Origin of the sequence: Diaphorobacter sp. LR2014-1 (assembly GCF_002916785.1) — a bacterium.
GTDB classification, from domain to species: domain Bacteria; phylum Pseudomonadota; class Gammaproteobacteria; order Burkholderiales; family Burkholderiaceae_C; genus Diaphorobacter; species Diaphorobacter nitroreducens.
The window spans coordinates 53,414-78,042 of sequence record NZ_MTBE01000018.1 but is presented as its reverse complement, the minus strand read 5'-3'; the positions used below and the strand labels follow the sequence as shown (position 1 = coordinate 78,042).

Genomic DNA, 24,629 nt, shown 5'->3' with positions numbered 1-24,629 from the left:
TCTTACTGTGTCACAAACGTAGTCGAGCGCTAATGGCGGCGCAATGCGGGCAATGTCCCAGGGCGCCTGCGAGTGCGACGCTCAACTGAAGGCGCAGCGTCCTGATCGAGTCCGGCACGTGACGCTGCGCGCGCTGGGCTTGCCCGAGGGATGTAATCCGGGGAAACGGCAGGCACTTGGCGTTTGACGAAGTTTTTTTTACCTCCTGCATCGCTGCCGGCTTTCAGCCGCTGCTCCATCAGGAAACCGTAAGCGGCGATGCTCAGGCTGGCGTGATGGTGAAAGCCCCGCCAACCCCGTCCCTCATAGTGGCCCAGCCCCAGGTCCTGCTTGAGATCCTGGTAATCGCGCTCGATGCGCCAGCGCATGTGCGCGGCGCATACCAGGTCGTTCAGTGCCGTGGTTTCGGGCAGCGTGGACAGGTAGTACTTCTCGGGCTCGGCCTGATCTGCGGGCCACTCGATGAGCAGCCACTGCTGGGGCAGAAGACGCGCCTTGCCGACGTTGCCCCCGGCGCAGCGTACCCGCAGCGCCGCAAAGCGACCCGTCAGGCGCCCGTTTGTGCCTTCGCGCCAACTGATGTTCTGGAATGCGCTGTCCGGCAAGGACTGCGCCAATACCTTGACGCTCACAGGCTGTCTCTTAGCGGTGCGCCGTGGCATCACCGGTGGACGGCCCATGCCGCTGTAGGGCTTCGGCGGCAGGGGCTCCACTCCGGGTGGCCAGACCACCACGGCCGAGGTGATCCCGACCACGTAGGACAAGCCCAGATCGGTCAGCCCCTGACGAAACGCGTAGTCGATCCCGTAGCCGGCGTCGGCCAACACGCAGTGCCTGGGTGCTCCTTCAGAGAGCAGACCCCGTAGCTTTTGCAGGGCAATGTGAGGCTTGGTCGCAAACTCGATGTCTTCGGGAATCCCGGCCTTGAGTCTGCGCTCGGTGTCTTCGGCCCAGTTGCGGGGCAAGTACAGCTGCCAGGCCACCGGCAGGCTGCCTTGTTCGCAGGCCAGCGAGACGCTGACAGCCACTTGGCAGTTGTCCTGCTTGCCCAGCACCCCGCAGTATTGGCGTGTCACGCCTACCGAGTGCACTCCTTTCTTGGGAAAGCCTGTGTCATCGACGATCCACCAGCCGCCAGCACTGAAGTCCATATGCGGCACCACCCACTGCGCCACGCGATTGAGCAGTTGCTGGTCGCTCCATTGGGCCTTGGCAACAAAGTGATGCAGGGCTTGGTGCCGGGCGCTGGCTCGCAGCGGATCGACGCGGGCGGCCATGGGCTCGACGCTCTTGCGCGACAGGGGCAGCATCAGGCCGGTGCAATACCCAGCCAACCCTGCTTGACGGTCGGCATGGCCAAGCCCTTCGGCCAGATGAACCATGTAGCGATCAAATTCTTTGGATATGTCCATCGCACCCCATTCACAGGGACAGGTGGGCATATCATGCATTACTTTTTATGACACAGTAAGATTAGAGCGGCGCAGCCGGTAGCGCGAGGCCTCGTCGCTGTGCAGGCTCAGCACCGGGAAGCGGTCCAGATAGGGGCTTTTGCGGAACATCTTGCGCGCCTCGGGCCAGGTGGCGTCCAGCAGCACGAACAGCGGGCGCGGGCCCTGCGGCGCAGCGGCGGGCGCAGCCGCGTCGGCCTGTGGCGCCACGGCCTGCACCACGCGCGCGGCCTGCGCGAACTCACCCGGGAACACCACGTAGGGCTGCCACTGCGGGTCGGCCAGCAGCGCCAGCAGGGCGGGATCGACCTCGGTGCGCGCCCAGCCAAACGCGTGGGTGTCGGGCACCAGGTCGGCGATCAGCCAGCCCGTGTTGCTGGGCTTGAGCGGCTCGGTGTCCGCCATCAGCAGGCACATACCCGCGCGCACCGCGGGCTGCGGGCGCAGCGCGCACTGGCAGTGGCTCAGGGGCAGGCGGCAGTCCTCGCAACGCTCGCGGCGCGAGCCGCCGCGCGCCAGGAACGGCTTGGCGCTGCGGGCCAGGCGCGCGGCGCGCAGCAAGGAAACGGCATGGGGCATGGAAGGGCGGCGTGCGCCGCAACGGGCGCGCACAAGGGTCGGCAAGGCGGCGATTGTGGGGCATGCGCGCGGCACGGCCGCCGCTTTCATCAGGGTAAGCCCTCGCATCGCGGCGCAACTGTTTTAGGGCCTGTTCACACTATTTTTGCCAGTGCGAATGGCGTGAAAACCGCGCCAATCTAGGCGCGTGACGACGCCAAGGCCGGGGCCTTGGCTAGGAGGGCAACGACGNAATGGCGCGGTTTTCACTCCGTTCCCTCCGGGTTGCGATCAAAAAGGGCCATTCGCGGCGTTGCCAAGCCTCGCTGGGGTAGCACCCCAGCTTCGTTTGGCGCCTTGCGCCTGGCCCTTTTTGATCGCAACGCATCTGGCAAAAATAGTGTGAACAGGCCCTAGCCATTGAAATTTGAAACACGGTCTTTGACCAACCACGGCACCCACACCTAAATTTCATGACAAATCACGTTTCATCCAAAGAAACACACGCCATGCCCCCCACCCCCTCCAGCGCACGCCCCAAGGCCGTGGTGAACCACCTGCCCGGTGGCAGCACGTCCACCGTGGAGCGCGCCATGCGCGTGCTGCGGGTGATGTCCGAGGGCGGCAACGCGCGCCTGACCGACATTGCCGCTGCGGCCGAACTGGACAAGGCCACCACACTGCGCCTGCTGGAGGTGATGGTGCGCGACGGCTTCGTCGCGCGCGATGCGCAGAGCAAGCAGTTCTCGCTGGGGCCCGAACTCATGGTGCTGGGCGCGGCCGCGCTGCGGCGCTTTGACCCGCGGCCGCTGGCACGCCCCAGCCTGCTGCGGCTGGTGGGCCAGTTCGAGGACAGCGTGGTGCTGTCCATCCCCAGCGGCGTGGAGTCGCTGTGCATCGACGTGGAGGAAGGCACCTACCCCATCCGCGCCAACTACCTGCGCGTGGGCAGCCGCCGCCCGCTGGGCGCCGGGGCCGGCAGCCTGGCGCTGCTGGCCTGGATGCCCGAGGCCGAGCGCGAGGCGGCGCTGGAGATCCTCGCCAACCAGATGAGCCGCTACCCGCGCATCACGCCCGCGCTGCTGCGCGAGCGCATCGCCGACGCGCGCGAACGCGGCCACGTGGTGCTGCTGGACGTGGTGGTCGAGCGCATGGGCGGCATCGCCGTGCCCGTACTCGACCCCGAGGGCCGCCCCGTGGCGGCCCTGAGCATTGCCGCGCTGAACGAGCGCATCCTCGCGCGGGAAGCCGCCATGGCCCAGGCGCTGATGCGCGAATCCACCGTATGCCAGGTGCGCTGGTCCGAGGCCGTGCGCACCAGCCGCCGCCAGGCCGGCGCAGCCTCCCCCTCAAGAACCCTCCCGGAGACCCCGCGATGACCCCACCCTCCCCCGCCTACCTGCGCGGCGCGGGCAGCACACCCTTTGGCCGCCACGAAGGGCGCGGCGCGCTCGACCTGATGGCCGGCGCCGCGCACCAGGCGCTGGCCAGCGCCGGCCTGGCACGCGCCGACATCGACGGCGTGCTGTGCGGCTACGCCACCACGCTGCCGCACCTGATGCTGTCCACGCTGTTCTGCGAGCGCTTCGCACTGGCGCCGCGCTACGCACACAGCATGCAGCTGGGCGGGGCCACGGGCGCGGCCATGCTGATGGCCGCGCGTGAGCTGGTGCGCTCGGGCCGCTGCCGCAACGTGCTGGTGGTGGCGGGGGAGAACCGCCTCACGGGCCAGTCGCGCGACAGCTCCATCCAGACCCTGGCCCAGGTGGGCGACGCCGACTACGAGGTGCCCAACGGCGCCAGCGTGCCCGCGTACTACGCGCTGATGGCCTCGGAATACATGCACCGCACGGGCGTCACCAGCGCCGACCTGGCCGAGTTCGCCGTGCTCATGCGCGCCAACGCCGCACGCCACCCCGAGGCGCACCTGCGCACGCCCATCACCCATGCCGAGGTGCTGGCCGCCAAGCCCATCGCCGCGCCGCTGTCGCTGCTGGACTGCTGCCCCATTTCCGACGGCGCCATGGCGTTCGTCGTCTCGGCCGAGCCCGGCCCGCACGCCCCGGTGCGCCTGGCGGGCGCGGGCCAGGCCCACCGCCACCAGCACCTCACCGCCATGGCGGACGTAATGCGGTGCGGCGCATCCGATGCCGCCGCCCAGGCCTTTGCCGAGGCCGGCCTGAGCCCTGCGGACATCGACTACCTGGGCATCTACGACTCTTTCACGATCACGCTGGTGATGCTGCTCGAAGAGATCGGCTTCGCGCCGCGCGCCGGCGCCGCCGCACGGGCCCGCGCGGGCGACTTCGCGCCCACGGGCGCGCTGCCGCTGAACACGCACGGCGGCCTGCTGTCGTTCGGCCACTGCGGCGTGGCCGGCGGCATGGCCCACACCGTGGAGGCGTGGCGGCAGATGACGGGCCAGGCGGGCGAGCGGCAGATCCGTGCGCCGCAACGCGCCTTCATCCATGCCGACGGGGGCGTGATGTCGTCCCACGTGAGCCTCATTCTTTCAACGGAGGGCTGACCGCCATGACCTCGCTGGCAACCCCTTTCAACGACGGCCTGCGCGCGGGCGTGGTGCGCTTTCAAAGCTGCGCCGCCTGCGGCCATGGCCAGACCCTGGCGCGCTACGCGTGCCAACGCTGCGGCCACGACGGGCTGGACTGGCGCGACGCCGCCGGCACCGCCACCGTGCGCGCCACCACGGTGGTGGCGCGCGCGCCCTCGGAGGACTTCCGCGCGCTGGCGCCCTACACGCTGGCGATCGTGCAGCTCGACGAGGGCCCGCGCCTCATGGGCCACGCGGCCGCGGGCGTGCAGATCGGCGAGCGCGTTCGCGCCGAATTCTTCGAGCACCTGGGCCGGCCGCTGCTGCGCTTCGTGCCAGATGAAGCAACCCCCCCCTGAGACGCTTCGCGTCCTCCCCCCGCTCTCGCATTGCTGCGCAACGCGGGCAGGGGGACGCAGCCCTCGCTGCGGGGCGGCGCGGCCGGCCCAGGCCCCTGCTCGGCTGCCCTGGTTTCGGTTGCGCCAGTTGCATCGGCCGCGCTTTTCATCCATCGACTGAAAGATCACAAGGAGACAAACCATGCCATTCACCTCTTTACACCGCCGCCGCTTCACGGGCCTGGCCTGCGCCGCGCTGTGCGCCGCCGCCACGCCCTTTGCCTGGGCCAGCGACTACCCGAACAAGCCCGTGAAGCTGGTCGTGCCCTACCCGCCCGGCGGCCCCACCGACATCGTGGCGCGCGTGGTGGCGCAAAAGCTCCAGGAGCAGATGGGCCAGCCCTTCGTGATCGACAACCGCCCCGGCGCGGGTGCCAACATCGGCGCCGAGGCCGTGGCCCGCAGCCCCGCGGACGGCTACACGCTGGTGGTGGCCACCACGGCGCATGCCATCAACCCCTCGCTGTTCAGCAAGCTCAACTACTCCATCACCAAGGACTTCGCGCCCGTCTCGCAGCTCACCAGCGGGCCGCTGGTCATCGTGACCCACCCCGCCACGCCCGCCAACAACGTCAAGGAGCTGATCGCGCTGGCCAAGTCCAAGCAGGGCGGGCTCAACTACGCGTCGTCCGGCAACGGGCAGTCCACGCACCTGTCGGCCGAGCTGTTCAGCGCGTCGGCCGGCGTGAAGATGGCGCATGTGCCGTACAAGGGCAGCGCGCCCGCACTCACCGACGTGATGGGCGGCCAGGCGGACCTGATGTTCGACACCATGCTCTCGTCCATGCCGCACGTGAAGGCCGGCAAGTTGAAGGCGCTGGCCGTCACCAGCAGCCAGCGCTCGCCCAGCGCACCGGCCATCCCCACGGTGGCCGAGTCCGGCCTGCCCGGCTACGAGGCCATCGCCTGGAACGGCGTGCTGGCGCCCGCGGGCACACCCAAGGAGGTGGTGGACCGCCTGAACGCCGAGCTGAAGAAGGCGCTGGACAACCCCGAGGTGAAGCAGCGCTTCGAGGCCCAGGGCTTTGCCGCCGCCTGGAACACGCCCACCGCCTACGCCGGCTTCCTGCAGGCCGAGGTGGACAAGTGGGGCAAGGTGGTCAAGGCCTCCGGCGCAAAGATTGACTGAGGCCCGCTGAATGACCGCGCCGCGCGCTACACGCTCGCCCCGCTGGGCGCTGCGGGGGCGGCGCGGCCGGCTTCAGGCCCCGGGCGGGTTGCCGCCGAGCTGGCGTGTGCTGGCTGCCTGCGCCGCGCCCCTGTCCCTGCCATTGCATTCCACGCCCCTGCCTGCGGCGGGGCGACTGAACGCTCAACGTCTCGCGACCCATCATGTCTGACCTTCTTACCTCCGCACTCAACCCCCGCTCGGTCGCCATCGTTGGCGCCTCCGAGAACATCCACAAGATCGGCGGCCGGCCCATCCACTACATGCAGCGCCACGGCTACCGGGGCACCATCTATCCCATCAACCCGGCGCGCGAGGAAGTGCAGGGCCACAAGAGCTACGCCGGCCTGGCCGCGCTGCCCGAGGTGCCCGACCTGGCCGTGATTGCCGTGGGCGGCGACAAGACCGTCGCCGCCGTGGAGGAATGCGCCGCGCGCGGCGTGAAGTCCGCCGTGGTGATCGCCTCGGGCTTTGGCGAGACGGGCCCCGCCGGGCGCGAGCTGCAGGACCACATGGTGGCCACCGCGCGCGCCGCCGGCATGCGCCTGTACGGCCCCAACACGCAGGGCCTGGCCAACTTCGGCACGGGCGCCATCGCGGGCTTTTCCACCATGTTCATCGAGGTGCCGCCCATGGATGGCCCCGTGGGCATCGTGAGCCAGAGCGGCGGCATGAGCGCCATGGCCTACGGCCTGCTGCGCGGGCGCGGCCTGGGCGTGCGCCATGTGCACGCCACGGGCAACGAGGCCGACGTGACCGCGTCCGAGATGGCCTGGGCCGTGGCGCACGACCCCGACGTGCGACTGCTGCTGCTGTACCTGGAGAACATCGCCCACCCCGAGATGCTGGCCGCCACCGCCGCCTACGCGCGCGAGCGCGACCTGCCCATCGTCGCGGTGAAGGCCGGGCGGTCAGCCAGCGGGCAGAAGGCCGCGTCGTCCCACACGGGCGCGCTGGCCAACGAGGACCGCACGGTGGACGCGTTCTTCAAACACCACGGCATCTGGCGCGTGCGCGACCCGCATGAGCAGGCACGCGCCGCGCACGCCTACCTGAAGGGCTGGCGCCCCGAGGGCCGCCGCCTGGTGGTGATCAGCAACTCCGGCGCCAGCTGCGTGATGGGCGCCGACGCCGCCGAAGACATGGGCCTGTCCCTGGCGGAGCTGAGCCCCGCCACGCAAGCCGAAGTGGCCTCCAAGCTGCCGGGCTTTGCCACCGCCAGCAACCCCATCGACGTCACCGCCGCGCTGCTGTCCAACAGCGGCCTGTTCGGCGACGTGCTGCCCGCCGTGGCGCAGGACCCGGCGGCGGACCTGTTCTTCCTGAACATTCCCGTGGCCGGCGCGGGCTACGACGTGGGCCGGTTCGCCCGCGACGCCGCGGCCTTCGAGGCCGCGACGGGCAAGCCCGTGGCCGTGGCCGCGTGGCAAGAGAGCGTGGCCGCGCCCTTTCGCGCGCACGGCATCGCCACCTTCCCCAACGAGGGCGAGGCCATCGCCGTGCTGGCCCAGGTGGCCGGCCACACGGAACGGATGCGCCAGCCGCGCGCCACGTGGCCCGCATTGCCCCACGTGCAGGTGCCGGCCGGCGCGCAGGGCTTTCTGAACGAGGTGTACAGCCTGGCCCTGCTGGCGGGCCACGGCGTGCCCACGGTGCCCATGCACCTGTGCCGTACCGCCGACGAGGCGCGCGCAGCGTTGGACGCCATCGGCGCGCCCGCGGTCGTGAAGGCCTGCTCGGCCGAGGTGCCGCACAAGTCCGAGCACGGGCTGGTGGCCCTCAGCGTGCAGACGCGTGAGCAGGCGGCCGAGCTGTTCGAGCGCTTCTGGGCCAAGATGGACGCGATGGGCGTGCAGCGCGACGGGGTGATCGTGGCGGCCACGCGCAAGGGCCAGCATGAGTTCATGGTGGGCGCGCGCATGGACCCGATCTTTGGCCCCGTGGTGGTGGTGGGCGACGGCGGCAAGTACGTGGAAGCGCTCAAGGACTGCGCCGTGCTGCTGCCCCCGTTCTCCGAGGCCGACGTGCAGGCCGCGTTGCGCACGCTGCGCATCGCCCCGCTGCTGGATGGTGTGCGCGGCGAGCCGCCGCTGGACGTGGCCGCCCTGTCGCGCATCGCCGTGGCCGTGGGCCAGGTGATCGCGGGTGCCGGCGGCGCCATTGCATCGCTGGACCTGAACCCGGTGATGGTGGGCGCCGCAGGCCAGGGCGCCGTGGTGGTGGATGCGCTGGTGGAAGTATCAAAAGCATAGCTGCTCGCGCTTGCTACATAAGCGCTAGAGCCGTTTTTGACCATGAACTGGCGCGCTGGCCGGGGCGCGGCGCACGTCCACCGCTGGTGCGTCCGCTTGTGCCGCGCCGGGCCGGATGCGTGAGGGCTCACCGCGCCACGCGTGCGCCCTGGGCGGGGTGAGCCTCGGGCGGTTTAGCCCCGCGCCGGGATGCCCCGCGCCGGATTAGCCCCGCGCTGGGATGCCCCGCGCCGGGTTAGCCCCGTGCCGGGATGCCCCGCGCCGGGTCAGCCCCGTGCCGGGATGCCCCGCGCCGGAATCTCCAACCCCCGCTGCACGGCGGGGCGTGCCACGAAGGCCGCCAGCACGCGCTGCACCTGCGGGAAGGCGTCAAAGCCCACCAGATCGCCCGCGCCGTAGAAGCCCACCAGGTTGCGCACCCAGGGGAACACGGCGATGTCGGCGATGGTGTAGTCGCTGCCCATGATCCAGTCGCGGCCCGTCAGGCGTTGCTCCAGCACGCCCAGCAGGCGCTTGGATTCGGCCACGTAGCGGTCGCGCGGGCGCTTGTCCTCGTAGTCCTTGCCCGCGAACTTGTGGAAGAACCCGAGCTGCCCAAACATCGGCCCCACGCCGCCCATCTGCCACATCAGCCACTGCAGCGTCTCGTAGCGCGCGGCAGCGTCCTGCGGCAGAAAGCGCCCGGTTTTCTCGGCCAGGTAGACCAGGATGGCGCCGGACTCGAACAGCGCCAGCGGTTGGCCGCCGGGGCCGTGGGGGTCGAGGATGGCGGGGATCTTGTTGTTGGGGTTGAGCGCGAGGAACTCGGGCGAGAGCTGGTCGTTGGTCTCGAAGCTCACCAGGTGCGGCTCGTACGGCAGCCCCGTCTCTTCCAGCAGGATCGACACCTTCACGCCGTTGGGCGTGGGCAGCGAATACAGCTGCAGCCGGTCGGGGTGCGCGGCGGGCCATTTGGCCGTGATGGGGTGGGTCCATGCCATGGGCAACTCCTTTATCAATCCTTGACGAGGCCGCAGTCCACCACCAGGTTCTGCCCCGTCACGGCGCGGCCCCACGGCGAGAGGAAGAACAGCACCGCGTCGGCAAACTCGGCCGGCGTGGTCACGCGGCGCAGCGGAGTCATGCTGGCGATCAGGTCGAACACCGCCTCGGGCGTGGCGCTGCTGGCGTCGGTGGTGCGCAGCAACCCGCCCGACACCATGTTCACCGTGATCCCATCCGGCCCCAGGTCGTGCGCCGCCGTGCGCGTGAGCGACAGCAGCGCGGCCTTGGCCGCCGTGTAGTCGTGGTACGGCACCACCGGGTTCTGGAACAGGTTGGTGCCCACGTTCACGACACGCCCGAAGCCCTGCGCGCGCATGCCGGGCAGCGCGGCCTGCATGGTGTTGAGCGCGCCCTTGACCGCGCCCTCGATCTGCTGGCTGAAGCGCTCCCAGGTGATCTCGCCCAGCTTGGGGCGCGCATCGCCGTCGAACGAGAACTGCGCCAGCGCGTTGTTCACCACGGCGCTGATGGGGGCGCCCGTGCGCTCGCGCGCGGTGGCAAACAGGCGCTGCACGGCGGCGGCGTCAGTCACGTCAGCCTGCAGCGCGATGGCGCGCGGGCCCAGCTCGTCGGCCAGCGCCTTGGCGGCGGCATCGCTGCGGTGGTAGTTGATGACCACGCCCGCGCCCTCGCGCGCCACGGCGCGCGTGATGGCCTGGCCCAGGCCCCGGGCGCCGCCCGTGACCAGCACCCATTGTTCAGACAGTTGCATGCGTGAAAGCTCCGGGGGTCAGGCGGCCTTGGGCGGGCGGTGCAGCACGCACAGCTTGTTGCCGGCCGGGTCGCGCAGGTAGGCCAGGTACAGCCGCCCGCCCGGAGCGTTCTCACGCCAGCCCGGCGGGTCTTCGCACGTCACGCCGCCGGTGGACACGCCCGCCGCGTGCGCCGCATCCACCTGCTCGGGGGACTCGGCCGCAAAGCCCGTCGTGGCGCCGTTACCAAAGCAGGCCGGCTCGCCGTTAATGGGCGCGGAGATGGCAAAGGTGTTGCCCGCGTGGCGCCGGAAGGTGCGGCCCTTGGGGTCGGTGAAGCCAGGCTTGCAGCCCAGGGCGCCCAGGAAGGCGTCGTAGAACTGCTTGGATTGGTCGGGGTTGCTGGCTCCCAGCATGACGTGGCTGAACATGGGGGGTGGGTCTCCTTGGTGAAATGCTTGGTGGGCACCTGGAGGACAGGCGCGCGGCACATGCGCCGCGGGCACAGATAGTAGCGGGCGAAGCGCTGGGCCGCAGGAAAGCTGCAAGGAGGTATCAACGACCAGTCCCTGCTTGTGCAGCCGATGATCGTGGGACGAGTCGTATGCCTAACGCCGAAAGTAAGCCGACCGCCGTAGGCGGGTCGGCTTGACTGCCCGGTTAGACCCAGAAGCCAAAACGGGAAACCTGTTAGTGCCCATTGCTCGCATTCACATTGATTGCTGACATCAGAAGATATACCGCTGAAGTTGCGACGATGAAAGGCGGGGCAACGAAACCGATGAAGAAAAATGCAGCGGGAACACAAAGCAACAGCGCAATACCCGTCTTCTTCAATATCTTCCAAACCTCAATCCCGTAAGCGATCGCCCTCGGATCCTTCGATTTTTTGCAAACCCAGGCAAGTATCAGAAGGAGCAGCAAGTAGAGTGGGCCAGCGAACATCGCCTCAGAACGACCGGGGTCCATGGGGTTCCCGGCACTTCCAACGTTCGCTAAGCCCGCGTAGCCCCAAAAAAAGACTGCCGCCAATGCTGCGCCGAAGACGGACGAGGATATTCGAAGGTCGATTGACATGAGCGCTAACGGACTAGGTAAGCCGCCCGCAGAATGCGGGTCGGCTTGAGCGCCGGGTTAGGTGTGTTAACGGCCACTAAACACCCGATATCCGGCGAAAGTAAAAACGATGCCGACCAGTAGCCATAGCAGACTGCCTACAAGCCCACCAGCGCTAGCACCAAGGAACTGCGTGACCAATAAAGACAAACCGCAAATGGACTTACAGCTAAGCCCACCGTTCTGCGCCGCACCCCCAAGCAGAAGGTTTGCACTTACTGCGAGTGCAAAAATCCCAAGCGTCAGAACGAATGCACCTACTATTTTCGCTTCTCGTCGCATTTGTGCCTAACGTAGAGGTGAGGGGCGGCCAAAATGCGCAGCATTTTGGGCGTCCCGCTCGACCGCCATGTTATGCCTTTACAAGCTTGGCAATTTTCACTTTGAGTTCCGCCCCGACTTCGAGGCCGCGCTGATAGCTGGCAGCATGGGTTTCGTGCGGTGTGGCCTCATGATTGCGGTTATCAAGCAGGCCATCGGCAACGCCCTTTTTGAACGACAACCCGTGACCGTGGGGAATCTCTGGAATTTCAAGTTCGATCTTGTGCATATTTTCCACCCTTATTTTTTCATCAGGCCCATGCTAGGCACTACGTCGTGATACTCGAAGTCTGGGCCGTTAAACCGAAAAACATAGCGTTTGGCGCCCACGTAACCACCGAGCCGGTTCTTGGCATTAACTTGGCAAATGACGAGATAGCCGTAGTCGGTATCGAAGCCCACGCCTTTCCAAATCCATGCCTCATTCGATACGTCACTGCATTCCACCACTGCGCTGTACGGATCAATAAGTGTGTTTTTCAAGTACCCTTTGATCTTGGTCATGGCTTCCTCCTTTGTGGGTTTCGGCCAGTACTTGACTTGATTTATCGGTTTTACTGTGGCGGCACACCCTGCCAAGGCGAGTGACAGAAAAAACGTGGTTGCTACGAACAGTTGCTTCATTGATGCGCTCCTTTTAGGCCTAACGCCTTGAGTTCAGCCGCCGCCGTAGGCGGTCGGCTGCGACGAACAGTTAGAGCAGAGAAATGGCTGGCAATGTATTTGGCAGATTGATTTCAATGGCATTCCATATGTCCGCCTGGGAAAACCGTGCATGGCTTTCCGGTTTGATTGTTGATGACCGTTCTAGGATGGCTTGGCGTGTTTTGGTTGTTAATGATAACCCTTGTAGGCTCTGGCATATTTAACATTGATCGCAATTTTAGACACTCTGCTCCCTCACGACGTTTTTTATTAGTGATCGTATTCTTTTCCATATCGCAACGTCGCGTTTGCTCTGATACGGTGACGTCATAACGAACGCCCGGCGGAGCGGACTGACCTTGCACTGGCTGCGGTCGTGTGAGTTGTTCGTTAAGTTGTTGCTCGCGGCGTAAGGCTTGCTGTTGTAGTTTCCGGTTCTCCGCCTCAAGTGCCTGCAAGCGCTCTTGGTAGATTTGTTCCGGATCTTTCTTTTCTTGAATTAATACTCCCGTCGATCCGGCTTGACAAGGAGCATCAGAGAATATAGTGCGACCATTGACGATGCATTTGTAAACTTGGGCATACCCTGTTGTCATTGCAAACGCAAGAAAGAGGAATGCAAAGATCTTTCGTTTTTTCATGTTTATCAACTCTAACGGCCAAGGTAAGCGGCCCGCAGAATGCGGGTCCGCTTGAGCGCAAAGTTAGACCCGAAGGCCAAAAGGGAACGCCCTGCCTTGAAGAAGGGCGCGGCCCACCAAAAAGCGCTGGGCCACGGAAGCGGCGCAGCACTGCAAGAATGATAGCTGGTGGTGCTTGGCTGGCAAGCGCTTGAGGCCAAAAAGACAGATAAGCCTTTTGAACAGGGCCGAGCGCTGAAATAAGTGGCTGAGCGCATAAAGCGGGTGATGGGACTAACGCCCGCGGTAAGCTGCGCCGGAGCGAAGCGGAGGGTACCAACAGGCGGAGCCTGTTGGCGTCAGCTTGACCAAACAGTTAGGCTGGGGAGCGGAGGCAGCTTGTTGCACTTGATATCCCCTATGTTTTTGCTGATAGCGGTTCATAACCAGCATCCAAAGGCGCAACCACTGAAATGAACCGAAGTGGGCCAACGCTGGTGCAAAGAACACCGTGCACCTGCCCTTTGTTTGCAACTACGATATCCCCCGGAACAATTGCAACGGTGTTGCCTTGCTCGTCAATTTGATATTGACCTTCCCCTGAAAGGATGGTCCATGTATCTTGTCCGTCGGGGTGAATATGTGGCGCAATAGTTTGGCCGGGCTCCACATGCCAAGCCACGATAACTGAATGCGAAGATTCAACAACAACAGACCGTATTGGTTCTTTCTCGGCTGGCTGCATGAATTCATGGGACTTATACACGCGGTGAGTGCTCATTTTTTGCTCCGTAAATGCAAGCCTTTGGGCAGCAAGATTCGCGCCGCCCAAAAGTCTAACGCCTAAGGTAAGCCGCCCGCCGCAGGCGGGTCGGCTTGAACGCCAGGTTAGACCCGAAGGCCAAAAGGGAGCGCCCAACCTTGAAGACGGGCGCAGCCCACGAAAAAGCGCTGGGCCACGAGAGCGGCGCAGCGCTGCAAAAATGATAGCTGGTAGCGCTTGCCGCACAAGCGCTGGAGCCCAAAAAGGCTTGAAAAACTTTGGAACAGGGCCGAGCGCTGGAACAAGTGGCTGCGCGCATAAAGCGGGTGATGGGACTAACTAGGATTAGACAATCGTACGAACGCAGTCAAAGGCGTGCCAAACACACGTGCGGAACATACAGCACCGCATATTTCTGAGCGTTGTGGAAATTTAGACCGCCTAAAATTTAGCCGATGCACACGCACTGCGTTCCTCCCTTTTATTCCGTGATGCTGAAACATTGAATTAAGCGCGAGGCACTATCACGCATTCGGTGAAGGTCTGCTTGGGGCCAATGGGCACGTCCCACCACAGCAGGTAGTCGTCTTCGAGTTTCTGTTCCAGCCGCTCGGCCAGCCTGCGTTCACCCGACTGCATGCGCCCCGCGCATGAGCCAAATGCGGGTATCAACGTCGCCATTCCTCCCCCGCCCGTCCTATGTGTTTCGGATTGAAACCTTATAGTCGGCGAAGCTGATTCCAAACTGACGAAAACCCCGAGCCTGCGGCATCCGGCTGGATGGGGACGCGGTGCGCGGCTTAAGACGAAAACAGCCCCTAGCGCTTATGTAGCAAGCGCTAATAGCTATTCAATCAGGAGCAACTTGAATTCAGGGCGTCAAATGCCCGACAGACACGGCGCTGCACCAAGGGCAGCAGGGGAGCACCACATCCCGGCGGCGCGGCAAAGCCCGCTCAGCGCGCCGGCAGGGACGTGACCGCCCCGTCCACCGTCTGCTCGCGGCTGCCCCGCGGGCACGGTTGGTCGGTGTAGATCACGCGGCCATCGGGTTGCTGGCATTTGCGCGGCGGCGCCAGGGGCGCCGACGCGGCACCGGCCGCGCCCTGTGCAGCGGGGGCGGGCCGGCCGGCCTTGCCCGGCGGCAGGGTGTCGGGGCCGGGGCGGGTGATCTTGCGCCACATCTGCGCGGCCCAGGGGGCGGCGTGGGGCGTCCATTGGTCGGCCGTCCACCACGCGGCGGCGGCGCCGGCAATGACGGCGGCGGCCAGGCCGCCCCAGAAGATGCGCTCGCCGCGGCTCAGCATGGCGTCAGGCCAGGTGCTGGCCCAGGATGCCGGCCAGCTCGAACATGCCGATGCGGTCCTTGCCGAAGACGGCGCGCAGCTTGTCGTCCGCGACGATGGTGCGCTTGTCCTGCGGGTCCTGCAGGTTGTGGGCCTTGATGTAGTCCCACATCTTCTTGACGGCCTCGGGGCGCGCCACGGGTTCAGTGCCAATCACGGCGGCCAGTTGGGCGCTGGGCGCCTTGCCGGCGGCGGTGCTGGCCTTGCGCGGGGTCTTGGCGGCCGTGGTTTTGGCCGCGGCCTTCTTGGCGGCGGCCTTGGTGGCGGGTTTAGAGGCTTTTGCGGCTCCAGCGCCCGTCCCACGTGCGCTGGCAGCTCCTGTTTTTGCAGCAGCCGTCTTGCGCGGCGGGTATTTGGATTCGCGCTGCTCGAACTCGAAGTTGACCTTGCCCGCCTCCTTGTCCCAGGCCAGGAAGGCCTTGAACGCGCGGCGCGTGCGCATGCTGACGAACTTGTCCAGCAGGTCGGTCTTGCCGGTGGCCAGCAGTTTTTGCATCTGCGCGCGCTCCACGGGCTGCTGCAGGATGACCTTGCCGCTCTTGAAGGTGCACGACGGCGTGGGCTGCTGGGCGGTGGGCACGGATTTGCTGCACACGTAGTTGCTGCCGTGTTCGTACACGGGCACGCCGCAGCTGGGGCAGGCACCTAAGCTTTCCTGGCCGGCAAAGTCCACGATCTCGCCCGATTCCTCGGCGTTTTTGTCGTCGCCAAAGTCGAATTCGAGCTTGTAGTTACCCGCCTCTTCGTCGCGGGCAATGGTGACCTCGGCCACGAAGGGCCAGCCGGCCTTGGAGCGGAAGCCCTCCAGCGGGCCGATGCGGCGGTCGCGCAATAGCTGCTCGGCCTCGGCGGTTTCAAACGTGCGGCCCGCGGGCGACTTGGTGAACGAGAAGCCGCAGCCCTCGCCGTTGCCGCCCGCGCCAGCACCTGAAGCGTCGTCCGACCGGCCGACGCAGGCGTAGCGGCGGTAGTTCTCCTTCACCACGCCCCCGCAGTTGGGGCAGGGCGTGGACAGCGTGGCGTAGTCGCCGGGAATGGTGTCGCGGTCGTATTCCTTGGCCTTCTTGACCAGCTTCTCGGTCATGGCCTGGATCTGCTGCATGAAGGCTTCGCGGCTCAGCTGGCCCTTTTCCATTTGCGCGAGTTTGAATTCCCACTCGCCCGTCAGGTCGGCGCGGCACAGCTCCTGCACATCCAGGCCGCGCAGCAGCGTCATGAGCTGGAAGGCCTTGGCGGTGGGGATCAGCTCGCGGCCCTCGCGCAGCATGTATTTTTCGGTCAGCAGGCCTTCGATGATGGCCGCGCGCGTGGCCGGCGTGCCCAGGCCTTTCTCCTGCATGGCTTCGCGCAGCTCGTCGTCGTCGATCTGCTTGCCGGCGCTTTCCATGGCGCCGAGCAGCGTGGCTTCGGAGTAGCGCGCGGGCGGCTTGGTTTTCAGGCCCTTGGCCTCGGCGAACTCGGTGTGGGTCATCTCGCCGGGCTTGACGGGCACCAGCGGCTGGCCCTTGTCGCCGGCCTTGCCGTCTTCGACCTCGTTGGCGGCTTCCTTGCCGTAGATGGCCAGCCAGCCGGGCTTGACCAGCACCTTGCCCTCGGTCTTGAACGAGTGGCCCACCACCTGGCTGATGCGCGTGGTGACCTGGTATTCGGCACTGGGGAAGAACACCGCCATGAAGCGGCGCACCACCAGGTCGTAGAGCTTTTGCTCGGCCTCGGACAGGCCGCTGGGGGCCTGCGTGGTGGGGATGATGGCAAAGTGGTCGCTCACCTTGCTGTTGTCGAAGATACGCTTGGACGGGCGCACGTAGCCGTCGTCCAGCGCCTGCTGCGCGAACGGCGCCAGGTGGCGCATGCCGCTGCCGGCCAGCATGCCGAAGGTCTGCCTGGCCACGGGCAGGTAGTCCTCGGGCAGCGCGCGCGAGTCGGTACGCGGGTAGGTCAGCGCCTTGTGGCGCTCGTACAGGCTTTGCGCCAGGGCCAGCGTGGTCTTGGCGGAGAAGCCGAACTTGCCGTTGGCCTCGCGCTGCAGGCTGGTCAGGTCGAACAGCAGCGGGCTGGCCTGGGTCGTGGGCTTGCTCTCCTCGGTGACCGTGGCGGCCTTGCCGCGCACGGCGTCGGCGATCTCCTTGGCCTGGTGGTACGACCAGACGCGGTCGGCGCGGGCCTCGGGGTCGTCGCTCTTCTTCCACTTGGGGTCGAACCACTTGCCCAGGTATTCGCCGGCCTCGGCATGAAAGCCCGCGTGGATTTCCCAGTAGTCGCGGCTGACGAACTTGCGGATTTTTTCCTCGCGCTCCACCACCAGCGACAGCGTGGGCGTCTGCACGCGGCCCACGGTGGTCAAAAAGAAACCGCCGCCCTGCGAGTTGAAGGCCGTCATGGCGCGCGTGCCGTTGATGCCCACCAGCCAGTCGGCCTCGGAGCGGCTGCGCGCGGCGCTGGCCAGGCCCTGCATCTGCTGGTCGCTGCGCAGGTTCTCGAAGCCGTCGCGGATGGCCTGGGGCGTCATGCTCTGCAGCCACAGGCGCTTCACGGGCTTGCCCAGCCCGCCCTTGGCGCCGCCGGCGTACTGTTCGATCAGGCGGAAGATCAGCTCGCCCTCGCGGCCCGCGTCACAGGCGTTGACCAGTTCGGTCACGTCCTTGCGCTTGGCCTGCTTGACCACCGCGTTCAGGCGGCTCTTGGTCTTGTCCACGGGCTTGAGGTCGAAATACGGCGGGATCACCGGCAGGTGGGCAAAGCTCCACTTGCCGCGCTTGACGTCGAATTCCTCGGGCGCCTGGATCTCCACCAGGTGGCCCACGGCGCTGGTGACCACGTAGCGCTCATTCTCGAAATGGTCCTCGTGCTTCTCGAACTTGCCGGCAACCGGCGTGAGGGCGCGCACGATGTCCTGCGCCACCGAGGGCTTTTCTGCAATTACCAGTGTTTTGGTCATTTTGTGGGTCTCTTACGCCATACCGCGCCCTGCTGGCGCTTCTACAATCCGCCTCACACGCGCGCACGCGCACGCATGTGTGCACACATTCAAAGTAACAGAGTTTCCCCATGCCCCGCACCGCTTCCACCGCCGCCCCCACGCCCGCCGCCGGTCGGCGCATCCAGACCCGGCGCTCGGGCGTGCATGGCAAGGGTGTGTTCGCCGTGCAGGACATTGCCGAGGGCGAGGTCCTCGTCGAGTACACGGGCGAGGTCATCAGCTGGCAGGAAGCCCAGGACCGCCACCCGCACGACCCCGCGCAGCCCAACCACACCTTCTACTTCCACGTGGATGAAGACCGCGTGATCGACGCAAAGTTCGGCGGCAATTCCTCGCGCTGGATCAACCACAGCTGCGACCCCAACTGCTTTGCCGACGAGCAGGGCGGCCGCATCTTCATCACCGCGCTGCGCAACATCCGCGCGGGCGAGGAACTGAACTACGACTACGGCCTGATCATCGAAGAGCGCTACACGCCCAAGCTGAAGGCCGAATACCCCTGCTGGTGCGGCAGCAAGAACTGCCGCGGCACCCTGCTGGCGCCCAAGCGCGGCTGGGCGCCGCCGGGCCTGGCGCCCCAACCTCCCACCGAAAAAGCCGGGAAGGCCCCAAAGACCCGCAAGGCCCAGGAAGCCAAAGGCAGCAGCAAAGCCGGCAAGCCCGCCAAATCCGCGAAACCCCGCCAGGGCCGCAGGAGCGCCCAGCGGTGAGCCCCGCCGCCACCCCCGTGCGCTGGCCGGCCGAGGCCCTGTGGGAGGCGATTGCGCCGCTGCTGCCCGGCTTCACCGTAGAGGTCCTGCCCAGCATCGACTCCACCAACAGCGAGCTCATGCGCCGCGCGCGCGACGGCCGGCTGGAGCCCACGCTGCTGGTGACGGAGGAGCAGACCGCCGGCCGCGGCCGCCTGGGGCGCGACTGGCACAGCGCCGCCACCTACCGCGACACCGGCGTGGTGCCCGCGCTCACGTTTTCGCTGGGCCTGCCGCTGGCGCCGCACGACTGGTCGGGCCTGTCGCTGGCCGTGGGCGTGAGCGTGGCGCAGGCGCTGCAGCCCGTCCTGCCCCCCGAAGGCAGCGGGCACCCGCGCGTCCTGCTCAAGTGGCCCAACGACCTGTGGCTCCAGGATGGGCGCAAGCTCGGCGGCATTCTGGTGGAGACGGCCACCCTGACCGCGCCCGGCGCGGCCGTGCCGCCGCTGATGGCGGGCCAGAGCCGCTACGTGGTGGTGGGCATCGGGCTGAACGTGTTGCCCGTGCTGGCCGACGGGCTGCGCACGCCTCCCGCGTGCCTGCGCGAGGTGGACACCACGCTCACCGCGGCCAGCGCGCTGCAGCGCATCGCGCCGCCGCTGGTGCATGCGCTGCTGGGTTTTGCCGAGCATGGCTTCGCCCCCTTCCAGGCGCGCTTTGCGCAGCGCGACCTGCTGGCCGGGCGCGCCGTCACGCTGAGCGACGGCACGCAGGGCACGGCCCACGGCGTGACCGAGGACGGCACCCTGCTGGTGCACACCGCGCGCGGCATGCAGCCCGTCACCAGCGCCGAGATCAGCGTGCGCCCGCAATGACCGCCACGCCGCGTTCCCCGCGCTTTTTGCGCGCCCCCCGCACCCTGAAGGACTGAGCCATGCTGCGCCTTGCCGTCGTGCTTCTGCTGCTGGCCAACGCCGGCTACTACGCCTGGTCGCAAGGGCTGCTGCGCGGCTGGGGCCTGGCGCCGGTGGATGAGTCCGAGCCGCAGCGCATGGAGCAGCAGATCGCCCCGCAGAACCTGCGCCTGCTGCCCCAGGGCAGCAAGGGGGCCGCGTCGTCCGCGGCACCGGCGGGCCCGGCGTCGTCCCCCGCAACCGCCGCCGCGCCCCCGGAGCCCCCGGCCTGCCTGCAGGCGGGCGTGTTCGACGCGCGCCAGGCCGACGCGCTGCGCCAGGCGGCGGCCGTCTTGCCCGAGGGCAGCTGGACCCTGGAGCCCACGCCGATCACGGGCCGCTGGATGGTGTACATGGGGCGCTTTCCCGACGAAGAGGCGGTGGCCAAGAAGCGCGCCGAGTTGCGCACGCTCAAGATCCCCTACGACCGGCCCGGCGCGGCACTGGAGCCGGGGCTGTCGCTGGGGCGCTTTTCCACCGAGGAGGCCGCGCAGCGCGGCATGGCCCTGCTGGCCAACCAGGGCGTGCGCACCGCGCGCGTGGTGCAGGAGCGCGCCGACGCGCCCGGCTTCATGCTGCGCCTGCCGGCCGTGAACGACACGCTGCGCACACGCCTGGACACCACGCTGCAGCCGGCGCTGGCCGGCAAGACGCTGCGCCCCTGCGCCTGATCCCTGGCACGCCGCCGGCGCGGTTTGCCGGCCGCCGTGGCCTGCGCGGCATGGCGCGCGGCAGCCTTGATGGATGGCGGCCTTCGCGCCGGCAGCGCTGCTGCCGGCCCGCCGTCAGCCGTCAGCCCGCGTCCAAGCTGATCTGCGCAAAGCGGCTCACGCGCCGCATCTTGTCCACTTCCTTCTGGATCTGGGCCCCGAATTCCGCGGGCAGCGAACCCGAGGGGAACAGCCCGTGGTCGGCCAGCGCCTTGCGCACGGCGGGCTCCTCCAGCGCCTGTGCGACGGCGTTGCGGCGCGCGCGGACCACGACGGCGGGCGTGCCGGCGGGTGCCACCAGACCGAACCACGACGGATCGTTGTTGGTGAACAGGCTCAGCTCGGCATAGGTGGGCACCTTGGGCAGCACGGCCAGGCGCTGATTCCACGACACGGCCAGCGCGCGCAGATTGCCCGCCTGGATGTGCGGCAGCGACGACGCCACCTGGTCGCAGTACACCTGCACCTTGCCCTCCAGCAAGTCGGCCACGGCGGGCGCCGCGCCGCGGAAGGGCACGTGCTTCATGGACGTGCCGGTGGTGCTTTGCAGCAGCTCGGCCCACATGTGGCCGATGGTGCCCGCACCGGGCGTGGCATAGGTGATCTTGCCCGGCTGGCTCTTGAGCAGCTTGATGAACTGCTCGAAGTTTTGCGCCGGCACGCTGGGGTGCACCACCAGCACGCCCGGAGCCTTGACGATCTCGGTCACCGCCGCAAAGTCCTTGATCGCATCGTAGGGCAGCTTCTTGTACACGGCGGGGTTCACGCCATGCGTGGAGAGCGTGGCCACGCCCAGCGTCATCCCGTCGGCCGCGGCCTTGGCCACCGCCTGCATGCCGGTGGCGCCGCCCGCGCCGGGCAGGTTGTCCACCTTCACGGGCATGCCGAGGATGCGCGACAGCGGCGCGGCCAGCACACGCGCGGTGATGTCGGTGGCGCCGCCCTGCGGGAAGGGGACCACCAACCGCAGGGTGCTGCTGGAGGCCTGGGCGCTCGCCAGGCCGGGGATGGCGCCAGCGGCCGCCAGTGTCAGGATGTCTCTACGCTGCATGCAATGCTCCCTCAAGGTTGGTCTTTGGTAACAAACCATTCTGGTAACCCCGCGGGTCGCTGACCAATGAGCGTTGCGACACATCTCATTCCAATGCGGAATGCACTGCCGGCGCACACCGCGGCGGCGCCCGGTGGCCGCCGCGAAAGAATCCCGCATCCACCCTTGCCTGGTAAGCGCCAGCAGCTATGTTTTTTATCGCCACTGGCCTGCACAAGCGCGTGGAATGACAAAGGCCCGTCCATGGGAACGGGCCTTGCGTTGGGAACCTCGGTACAGCCGACCGCGGCCCCTTCGCTGCCGAGGCCGCCGCCTGAATGCCGCCGCCAGCGATCAGCCGCGCGGGTCGGTCGCCAGCAGAGACTCCACCAGCGCGCGCAGGTCGGCGCGCAGCCGGTCGAACCCTGCCGGCAGGATGTCCAGCGTCTGCTCGTCCATGTAGAGCTTGCGGTTGATCTCCACCTGGATGCTGTGGCGATGCTGCGCCGGGTTGCCGTAGCGGCGCACCAGTTCCACACCCTTGTAGGGATGGTTGTAGTCCACGCTGTAGCCGCGTTCGCGCAGGAATGCGCAGATCTGCTGCGACAGCGCCGGGCTGGCGGTGGCCCCGTCGCGGTCGCCCACCACGAAGTCGGCATGGTGCAGGCCCGGGTAGAGCGTGGCGTGGCTGGCGGCCACGGCGGGCATGGAGTGGCAGTTGAGGTGGATGCTGTAGCCATGGCGCGCGTGGGCGGCGTCGATCTCGGCCGCCACCGCCGCGTGGTAGGGCCGCCAGCAGCGATCGATGCGTGCACGCACCTCGTCCACGCCCAGCGGGCGGTCGTAGATGGGCTCGCCCTCGTCGGTGAACTTCCAGATCAGCCCCTTGCCCAGGCGCACCTTCTGCAGTACCACGGGGTCGGCGGTGACCGGGTCGGGCCAGGGCGCGTCCAGCAGGGTGGCGTCCAGTTCGGTGGTGTCGCGGTTGGCGTCCAGGTAGATGCGCGGGAAGTGCGCCTCCACCCAGCCCACGCCCAGCCCGGGCGCGAAGGCGTAGAGCTTTTCGACGTGGGTGTCCTCCGCACGGCGCAGCACGGGCAGGTCCAGCGCAGCGCGGAAGTCGGCGGGGTAGACGGTGCCGCTGTGCGGCGAATCCAGCACCAGGGGCGTGCGCCCCGCGATGCGGGAGACCATGCGCGCGGGTGACGCAGCGGGCGGCGCCGCAGGGGCGCCGGCTGCGCCGGGCTCGGCCTGCAGGTACTGGCTGTGGATCAGTTTCAGCACTGCTTGCATAGGCACACTCCGTGGAAATCAATCCAGTTTGATCTTGGCATAGGCTGCCACCTGTTTCATCTTGTCAATTTCACGCGCGATCTGCGCGGAGAACTCGGCGGGCGTGGTGCCCGACGCATACAGCCCCTGGGCCGCCAGGCGATCGCGCACCGCCGGCTCCTTGAGGGCCTGGGCCACGGCCTGCTGCACGCGCTGCACCTGGGCCGCGGGGGTGGATTTAGGCGCCACCAGGCCGAACCACGACGCATCGTTGGCCTGCTTGTACCCCAGCTCGGCATAGGTGGGCACGTCGGGCAGCACGGCCAGGCGTTCGTGCCAGGACACGGCCAGGGCCTTGAGCTTGCCGGCCTTCACGTGCGGCAGCGACGAGGCCACTTGGTCGAAGTACACCGGCACCTGGCCGCCCAGCACGTCGTTGGTGGCCGGACCCGCACCGCGGTAGGGGATGTGCACCATGCTGGTGCCCGTGGCGCTCTTGAACAGCTCGCCCCACATGTGGCCGATGGTGCCGTTGCCCGGCGTCGCGTATTCCACCTTGCCGGGATGGGCCTTCAGGTGCTTCACGAGGTCGGCGAAGTCCTTGACGGGCAGCACCTTGGGGTTGACCACGATGATGCCGGGCGCCTTGACGATCTCGGTCACGCCGACGAAGTCCTTGATGGGGTCGTAGGGCAGCTTGCCCAGCACGGCCGGGTTCACGCCGTGGGTGGACAGCGTGGCCACGCCGAAGGTCAGCCCGTCGGTGGCGCGCGCCACCTCGGCCATGCCGATGGAGCCGCCCGCGCCGGCCTTGTTCTCGATCACCACCGGCTGGCCCAGCAGGCGCTGCAGGGGTTCCTGCAGCGAGCGGCCGGCAATGTCGGTGGCGCCGCCCGGCGGGAAGGGCACGACGATGCGCAGGGGACGGCTGTTGTCCTGGGCGAAGGTCATTCCAGAAACTACAGAGGTAACCGCCAGCGCGGCAATCAGTTTGCGACGTTGCATGGACTCAATCCTTTGATGGTGCACGAAAGATAAACGAAGGGGTGCGGACGGAAAAGCAATAGCTGTGCCTGTTATCATTCCATTGTGGAATGTTTTGATCGGCAAATCCCATGATCCTGCGCCGCCTTCACCCGCCGCTGCATCTGCTGCGGGCGTTCTGTACCGTGGCCCGCTTCGGGGGCATCTCGCGCGCGGCCGAGGCACTGCACCTCACCCAGAGCGCGGTGAGCAAGCAGGTGCAGGAGCTGGAGCGCTGGGTGGGCGTTGCGCTGTTCGAGCGCAGCCGCAAGCGCCTGTCGCTCACGCCCGCCGGTGAGCGCTACGAAAAGGCCGTGAGCGCCCTGCTCGCCCGCCTGGAGGCGGCCACGCTGGAGCTGATCACCAGCGGCGACGAGGGCGGCGCGCTGCACCTGTCGGTGCTGCCCACGCTGGCCGCCAAGTGGCTGATTCCGCGCCTGCCGCAGCTGCGTGCGCAGCACCCGCAGATCACGCTGCACTTCGTGCCCTACGTGCACGGCTACGACTTTGCCGACCCCGAGCTGGACTGCTCCATCCTGTTCGGCGACGGGCATTGGCCGGGCGCACGCGCGCACTACCTGACGGGCAACGACGTGGCCCTGATCGGCCCGCGCGCCGGGCTGGCCGGCGCGCCGCCCCTGCACAGCCCGCAGGACGTGGCACGCCACACGCTGCTGCGCCACGTGAGCGTGCCCGGCGCCTGGCAGCACTGGGCCGAGGCGCACGGCGTGAACGGCCTGGACCCGCTGGCCGGCCCGCAGTTCGACCAGTTCCAGACCATCATCCGCGCGGTGTCGGTGGGCATGGGCCTGGCCCTGGTGCCGCGCTGCCTGGTGCAGGACGAGATTGCCGCCGGCACCGTCACCGAGCCGCTGCCCGGCGGCGGCTACACGAGCGACCTGGGCTACTGGCTGTGCTACCCCGAGTCGCGTGCGCAGCTGGCCACGCTGGTGCGCTTTCGCGACTGGCTGCTGGCGCTGGCGGACCCCGCGGCGGGCACGGCCGCACCGGCTGCTTGAATCCACATCAAAATGACCTCCAGCGCTT

General features: G+C 67.4%; 25 protein-coding genes and 2 pseudogenes. 9 read left to right on the top strand and 18 right to left on the bottom strand.

Annotated elements, in window-relative coordinates:
* Positions 1-29: 29 nt before the first annotated feature.
* Complete coding sequence (locus BV908_RS13385; protein ID WP_103738416.1) at positions 30-1,412, bottom strand: IS701 family transposase; 1,383 nt, start codon at positions 1,410-1,412, stop codon at positions 30-32.
* A 63-nt stretch (positions 1,413-1,475) separates the two neighbouring features.
* Positions 1,476-2,030: pseudogene (locus BV908_RS13380) on the bottom strand (DTW domain-containing protein); the annotation flags it as partial.
* A 488-nt stretch (positions 2,031-2,518) separates the two neighbouring features.
* Between BV908_RS13380 and BV908_RS13375 the strand changes: the two are divergent.
* The 5 genes from BV908_RS13375 (at position 2,519) to BV908_RS13350 (ending at position 8,378) form a co-directional block, all read left to right on the top strand.
* A complete protein-coding gene (locus tag BV908_RS13375; RefSeq protein ID WP_103738415.1) occupies positions 2,519-3,388 on the top strand; it encodes an IclR family transcriptional regulator in 870 nt (289 codons plus the stop codon).
* Entirely contained in the window at positions 3,385-4,536 is a 1,152-nt protein-coding gene (locus BV908_RS13370) for a thiolase family protein (protein WP_103738414.1), read from the top strand. The genes BV908_RS13375 and BV908_RS13370 overlap by 4 nt, the downstream gene beginning before the upstream one ends.
* A gap of 5 nt (positions 4,537-4,541) precedes the next feature.
* On the top strand, positions 4,542-4,919 hold the full coding sequence (locus BV908_RS13365; protein ID WP_103738413.1) for an OB-fold domain-containing protein: 378 nt from the start codon (positions 4,542-4,544) through the stop codon (positions 4,917-4,919).
* A gap of 181 nt (positions 4,920-5,100) precedes the next feature.
* Positions 5,101-6,087: a tripartite tricarboxylate transporter substrate binding protein gene (locus BV908_RS13355; RefSeq protein ID WP_103738411.1), complete on the top strand. Its 987-nt coding sequence runs from the start codon at positions 5,101-5,103 to the stop codon at positions 6,085-6,087.
* 203 nt (positions 6,088-6,290) lie between these two features.
* Positions 6,291-8,378 (top strand): acetate--CoA ligase family protein, encoded by a 2,088-nt coding sequence (locus tag BV908_RS13350; protein WP_103738410.1) that lies wholly within the window; start codon positions 6,291-6,293, stop codon positions 8,376-8,378.
* A gap of 266 nt (positions 8,379-8,644) precedes the next feature.
* Here the strand turns inward: BV908_RS13350 and BV908_RS13345 are convergent, their stop codons facing one another.
* The 13 genes and pseudogenes from BV908_RS13345 to BV908_RS13290 form a co-directional block, all read right to left on the bottom strand.
* Positions 8,645-9,358, bottom strand: a complete 714-nt coding sequence (locus BV908_RS13345) for a glutathione S-transferase N-terminal domain-containing protein (protein ID WP_103738409.1) — start codon at positions 9,356-9,358, stop codon at positions 8,645-8,647.
* A gap of 14 nt (positions 9,359-9,372) precedes the next feature.
* Complete coding sequence (locus BV908_RS13340) at positions 9,373-10,134, bottom strand: 3-oxoacyl-ACP reductase (RefSeq protein WP_103738408.1); 762 nt, start codon at positions 10,132-10,134, stop codon at positions 9,373-9,375.
* 18 nt (positions 10,135-10,152) lie between these two features.
* Positions 10,153-10,545: a VOC family protein gene (locus BV908_RS13335; RefSeq protein ID WP_103738407.1), complete on the bottom strand. Its 393-nt coding sequence runs from the start codon at positions 10,543-10,545 to the stop codon at positions 10,153-10,155.
* Positions 10,546-10,804: 259 nt separating this feature from the next.
* Entirely contained in the window at positions 10,805-11,191 is a 387-nt protein-coding gene (locus BV908_RS13330; protein WP_047349851.1) for a hypothetical protein, read from the bottom strand.
* A 391-nt stretch (positions 11,192-11,582) separates the two neighbouring features.
* Positions 11,583-11,780: a hypothetical protein gene (locus BV908_RS22210; protein WP_146052258.1), complete on the bottom strand. Its 198-nt coding sequence runs from the start codon at positions 11,778-11,780 to the stop codon at positions 11,583-11,585.
* 11 nt (positions 11,781-11,791) lie between these two features.
* Positions 11,792-12,175: a hypothetical protein gene (locus tag BV908_RS22205; protein ID WP_146052257.1), complete on the bottom strand. Its 384-nt coding sequence runs from the start codon at positions 12,173-12,175 to the stop codon at positions 11,792-11,794.
* A 113-nt stretch (positions 12,176-12,288) separates the two neighbouring features.
* The gene (locus tag BV908_RS13320) at positions 12,289-12,837 is read right to left on the bottom strand and encodes a DUF4124 domain-containing protein (protein WP_083766782.1); all 549 of its coding nucleotides are present in this window, start codon (positions 12,835-12,837) and stop codon (positions 12,289-12,291) included.
* A gap of 11 nt (positions 12,838-12,848) precedes the next feature.
* A complete protein-coding gene (locus BV908_RS13315; RefSeq protein ID WP_103738403.1) occupies positions 12,849-13,094 on the bottom strand; it encodes a DUF1010 domain-containing protein in 246 nt (81 codons plus the stop codon).
* A gap of 140 nt (positions 13,095-13,234) precedes the next feature.
* Positions 13,235-13,597 (bottom strand): cupin domain-containing protein, encoded by a 363-nt coding sequence (locus tag BV908_RS13310; protein WP_013722854.1) that lies wholly within the window; start codon positions 13,595-13,597, stop codon positions 13,235-13,237.
* 55 nt (positions 13,598-13,652) lie between these two features.
* On the bottom strand, positions 13,653-13,898 hold the full coding sequence (locus BV908_RS13305; RefSeq protein ID WP_103738402.1) for a DUF1010 domain-containing protein: 246 nt from the start codon (positions 13,896-13,898) through the stop codon (positions 13,653-13,655).
* 194 nt (positions 13,899-14,092) lie between these two features.
* Positions 14,093-14,260: pseudogene (locus BV908_RS13300) on the bottom strand (NERD domain-containing protein); the annotation flags it as partial.
* 275 nt (positions 14,261-14,535) lie between these two features.
* Positions 14,536-14,886 carry a DUF4124 domain-containing protein gene (locus BV908_RS13295; protein WP_103738400.1) on the bottom strand — a complete coding sequence of 117 codons (351 nt, stop codon included), beginning with the start codon at positions 14,884-14,886 and terminating at the stop codon, positions 14,536-14,538.
* 4 nt (positions 14,887-14,890) lie between these two features.
* Positions 14,891-17,863, bottom strand: a complete 2,973-nt coding sequence (locus BV908_RS13290; RefSeq protein ID WP_103738399.1) for a DNA topoisomerase III — start codon at positions 17,861-17,863, stop codon at positions 14,891-14,893.
* A 110-nt stretch (positions 17,864-17,973) separates the two neighbouring features.
* On the opposite strand from BV908_RS13290, the gene BV908_RS13285 reads away from it, so the two are divergent.
* Genes BV908_RS13285 through BV908_RS13275 form a run of 3 tightly spaced genes read left to right on the top strand, consistent with a single transcriptional unit; the run spans position 17,974 to position 20,218 of the window.
* Positions 17,974-18,615 (top strand): SET domain-containing protein-lysine N-methyltransferase, encoded by a 642-nt coding sequence (locus BV908_RS13285; protein ID WP_103738398.1) that lies wholly within the window; start codon positions 17,974-17,976, stop codon positions 18,613-18,615.
* Positions 18,612-19,469, top strand: a complete 858-nt coding sequence (locus BV908_RS13280; protein WP_103738397.1) for a biotin--[acetyl-CoA-carboxylase] ligase — start codon at positions 18,612-18,614, stop codon at positions 19,467-19,469. The genes BV908_RS13285 and BV908_RS13280 overlap by 4 nt, the downstream gene beginning before the upstream one ends.
* Before the next feature lie 59 nt (positions 19,470-19,528).
* On the top strand, positions 19,529-20,218 hold the full coding sequence (locus tag BV908_RS13275) for a sporulation protein (RefSeq protein ID WP_103738396.1): 690 nt from the start codon (positions 19,529-19,531) through the stop codon (positions 20,216-20,218).
* Positions 20,219-20,339: 121 nt separating this feature from the next.
* On the opposite strand, the gene BV908_RS13270 is transcribed toward BV908_RS13275, so the two are convergent.
* The 3 genes from BV908_RS13270 to BV908_RS13260 all read right to left on the bottom strand — a co-directional run bounded on the left by BV908_RS13270 (position 20,340) and on the right by BV908_RS13260 (position 23,564).
* On the bottom strand, positions 20,340-21,308 hold the full coding sequence (locus BV908_RS13270) for a tripartite tricarboxylate transporter substrate binding protein BugE (RefSeq protein ID WP_103738395.1): 969 nt from the start codon (positions 21,306-21,308) through the stop codon (positions 20,340-20,342).
* Positions 21,309-21,641: 333 nt separating this feature from the next.
* On the bottom strand, positions 21,642-22,580 hold the full coding sequence (locus tag BV908_RS13265) for an N-formylglutamate amidohydrolase (RefSeq protein ID WP_103738394.1): 939 nt from the start codon (positions 22,578-22,580) through the stop codon (positions 21,642-21,644).
* Positions 22,581-22,598: 18 nt separating this feature from the next.
* Positions 22,599-23,564, bottom strand: a complete 966-nt coding sequence (locus BV908_RS13260) for a tripartite tricarboxylate transporter substrate binding protein BugE (protein ID WP_011807079.1) — start codon at positions 23,562-23,564, stop codon at positions 22,599-22,601.
* A 110-nt stretch (positions 23,565-23,674) separates the two neighbouring features.
* Here BV908_RS13260 and BV908_RS13255 point away from each other — a divergent pair, with 110 nt between their 5' ends.
* The gene (locus BV908_RS13255; RefSeq protein WP_047351239.1) at positions 23,675-24,601 is read left to right on the top strand and encodes a LysR substrate-binding domain-containing protein; all 927 of its coding nucleotides are present in this window, start codon (positions 23,675-23,677) and stop codon (positions 24,599-24,601) included.
* The last annotated feature ends 28 nt before the right edge of the window (positions 24,602-24,629 follow it).

Coding starts and splice junctions, on each gene's coding strand:
- BV908_RS13385 (WP_103738416.1), bottom strand. CDS start 1,412: ATGGACATATCCAAAGAATTTGATCGCTACATGGTTCATCTGGCCGAA.
- BV908_RS13375 (WP_103738415.1), top strand. CDS start 2,519: ATGCCCCCCACCCCCTCCAGCGCACGCCCCAAGGCCGTGGTGAACCAC.
- BV908_RS13370 (WP_103738414.1), top strand. CDS start 3,385: ATGACCCCACCCTCCCCCGCCTACCTGCGCGGCGCGGGCAGCACACCC.
- BV908_RS13365 (WP_103738413.1), top strand. CDS start 4,542: ATGACCTCGCTGGCAACCCCTTTCAACGACGGCCTGCGCGCGGGCGTG.
- BV908_RS13355 (WP_103738411.1), top strand. CDS start 5,101: ATGCCATTCACCTCTTTACACCGCCGCCGCTTCACGGGCCTGGCCTGC.
- BV908_RS13350 (WP_103738410.1), top strand. CDS start 6,291: ATGTCTGACCTTCTTACCTCCGCACTCAACCCCCGCTCGGTCGCCATC.
- BV908_RS13345 (WP_103738409.1), bottom strand. CDS start 9,358: ATGGCATGGACCCACCCCATCACGGCCAAATGGCCCGCCGCGCACCCC.
- BV908_RS13340 (WP_103738408.1), bottom strand. CDS start 10,134: ATGCAACTGTCTGAACAATGGGTGCTGGTCACGGGCGGCGCCCGGGGC.
- BV908_RS13335 (WP_103738407.1), bottom strand. CDS start 10,545: ATGTTCAGCCACGTCATGCTGGGAGCCAGCAACCCCGACCAATCCAAG.
- BV908_RS13330 (WP_047349851.1), bottom strand. CDS start 11,191: ATGTCAATCGACCTTCGAATATCCTCGTCCGTCTTCGGCGCAGCATTG.
- BV908_RS22210 (WP_146052258.1), bottom strand. CDS start 11,780: ATGCACAAGATCGAACTTGAAATTCCAGAGATTCCCCACGGTCACGGG.
- BV908_RS22205 (WP_146052257.1), bottom strand. CDS start 12,175: ATGAAGCAACTGTTCGTAGCAACCACGTTTTTTCTGTCACTCGCCTTG.
- BV908_RS13320 (WP_083766782.1), bottom strand. CDS start 12,837: ATGAAAAAACGAAAGATCTTTGCATTCCTCTTTCTTGCGTTTGCAATG.
- BV908_RS13315 (WP_103738403.1), bottom strand. CDS start 13,094: ATGCGCTCAGCCACTTATTTCAGCGCTCGGCCCTGTTCAAAAGGCTTA.
- BV908_RS13310 (WP_013722854.1), bottom strand. CDS start 13,597: ATGAGCACTCACCGCGTGTATAAGTCCCATGAATTCATGCAGCCAGCC.
- BV908_RS13305 (WP_103738402.1), bottom strand. CDS start 13,898: ATGCGCGCAGCCACTTGTTCCAGCGCTCGGCCCTGTTCCAAAGTTTTT.
- BV908_RS13295 (WP_103738400.1), bottom strand. CDS start 14,886: ATGCTGAGCCGCGGCGAGCGCATCTTCTGGGGCGGCCTGGCCGCCGCC.
- BV908_RS13290 (WP_103738399.1), bottom strand. CDS start 17,863: ATGACCAAAACACTGGTAATTGCAGAAAAGCCCTCGGTGGCGCAGGAC.
- BV908_RS13285 (WP_103738398.1), top strand. CDS start 17,974: ATGCCCCGCACCGCTTCCACCGCCGCCCCCACGCCCGCCGCCGGTCGG.
- BV908_RS13275 (WP_103738396.1), top strand. CDS start 19,529: ATGCTGCGCCTTGCCGTCGTGCTTCTGCTGCTGGCCAACGCCGGCTAC.
- BV908_RS13270 (WP_103738395.1), bottom strand. CDS start 21,308: ATGCAGCGTAGAGACATCCTGACACTGGCGGCCGCTGGCGCCATCCCC.
- BV908_RS13265 (WP_103738394.1), bottom strand. CDS start 22,580: ATGCAAGCAGTGCTGAAACTGATCCACAGCCAGTACCTGCAGGCCGAG.
- BV908_RS13260 (WP_011807079.1), bottom strand. CDS start 23,564: ATGCAACGTCGCAAACTGATTGCCGCGCTGGCGGTTACCTCTGTAGTT.
- BV908_RS13255 (WP_047351239.1), top strand. CDS start 23,675: ATGATCCTGCGCCGCCTTCACCCGCCGCTGCATCTGCTGCGGGCGTTC.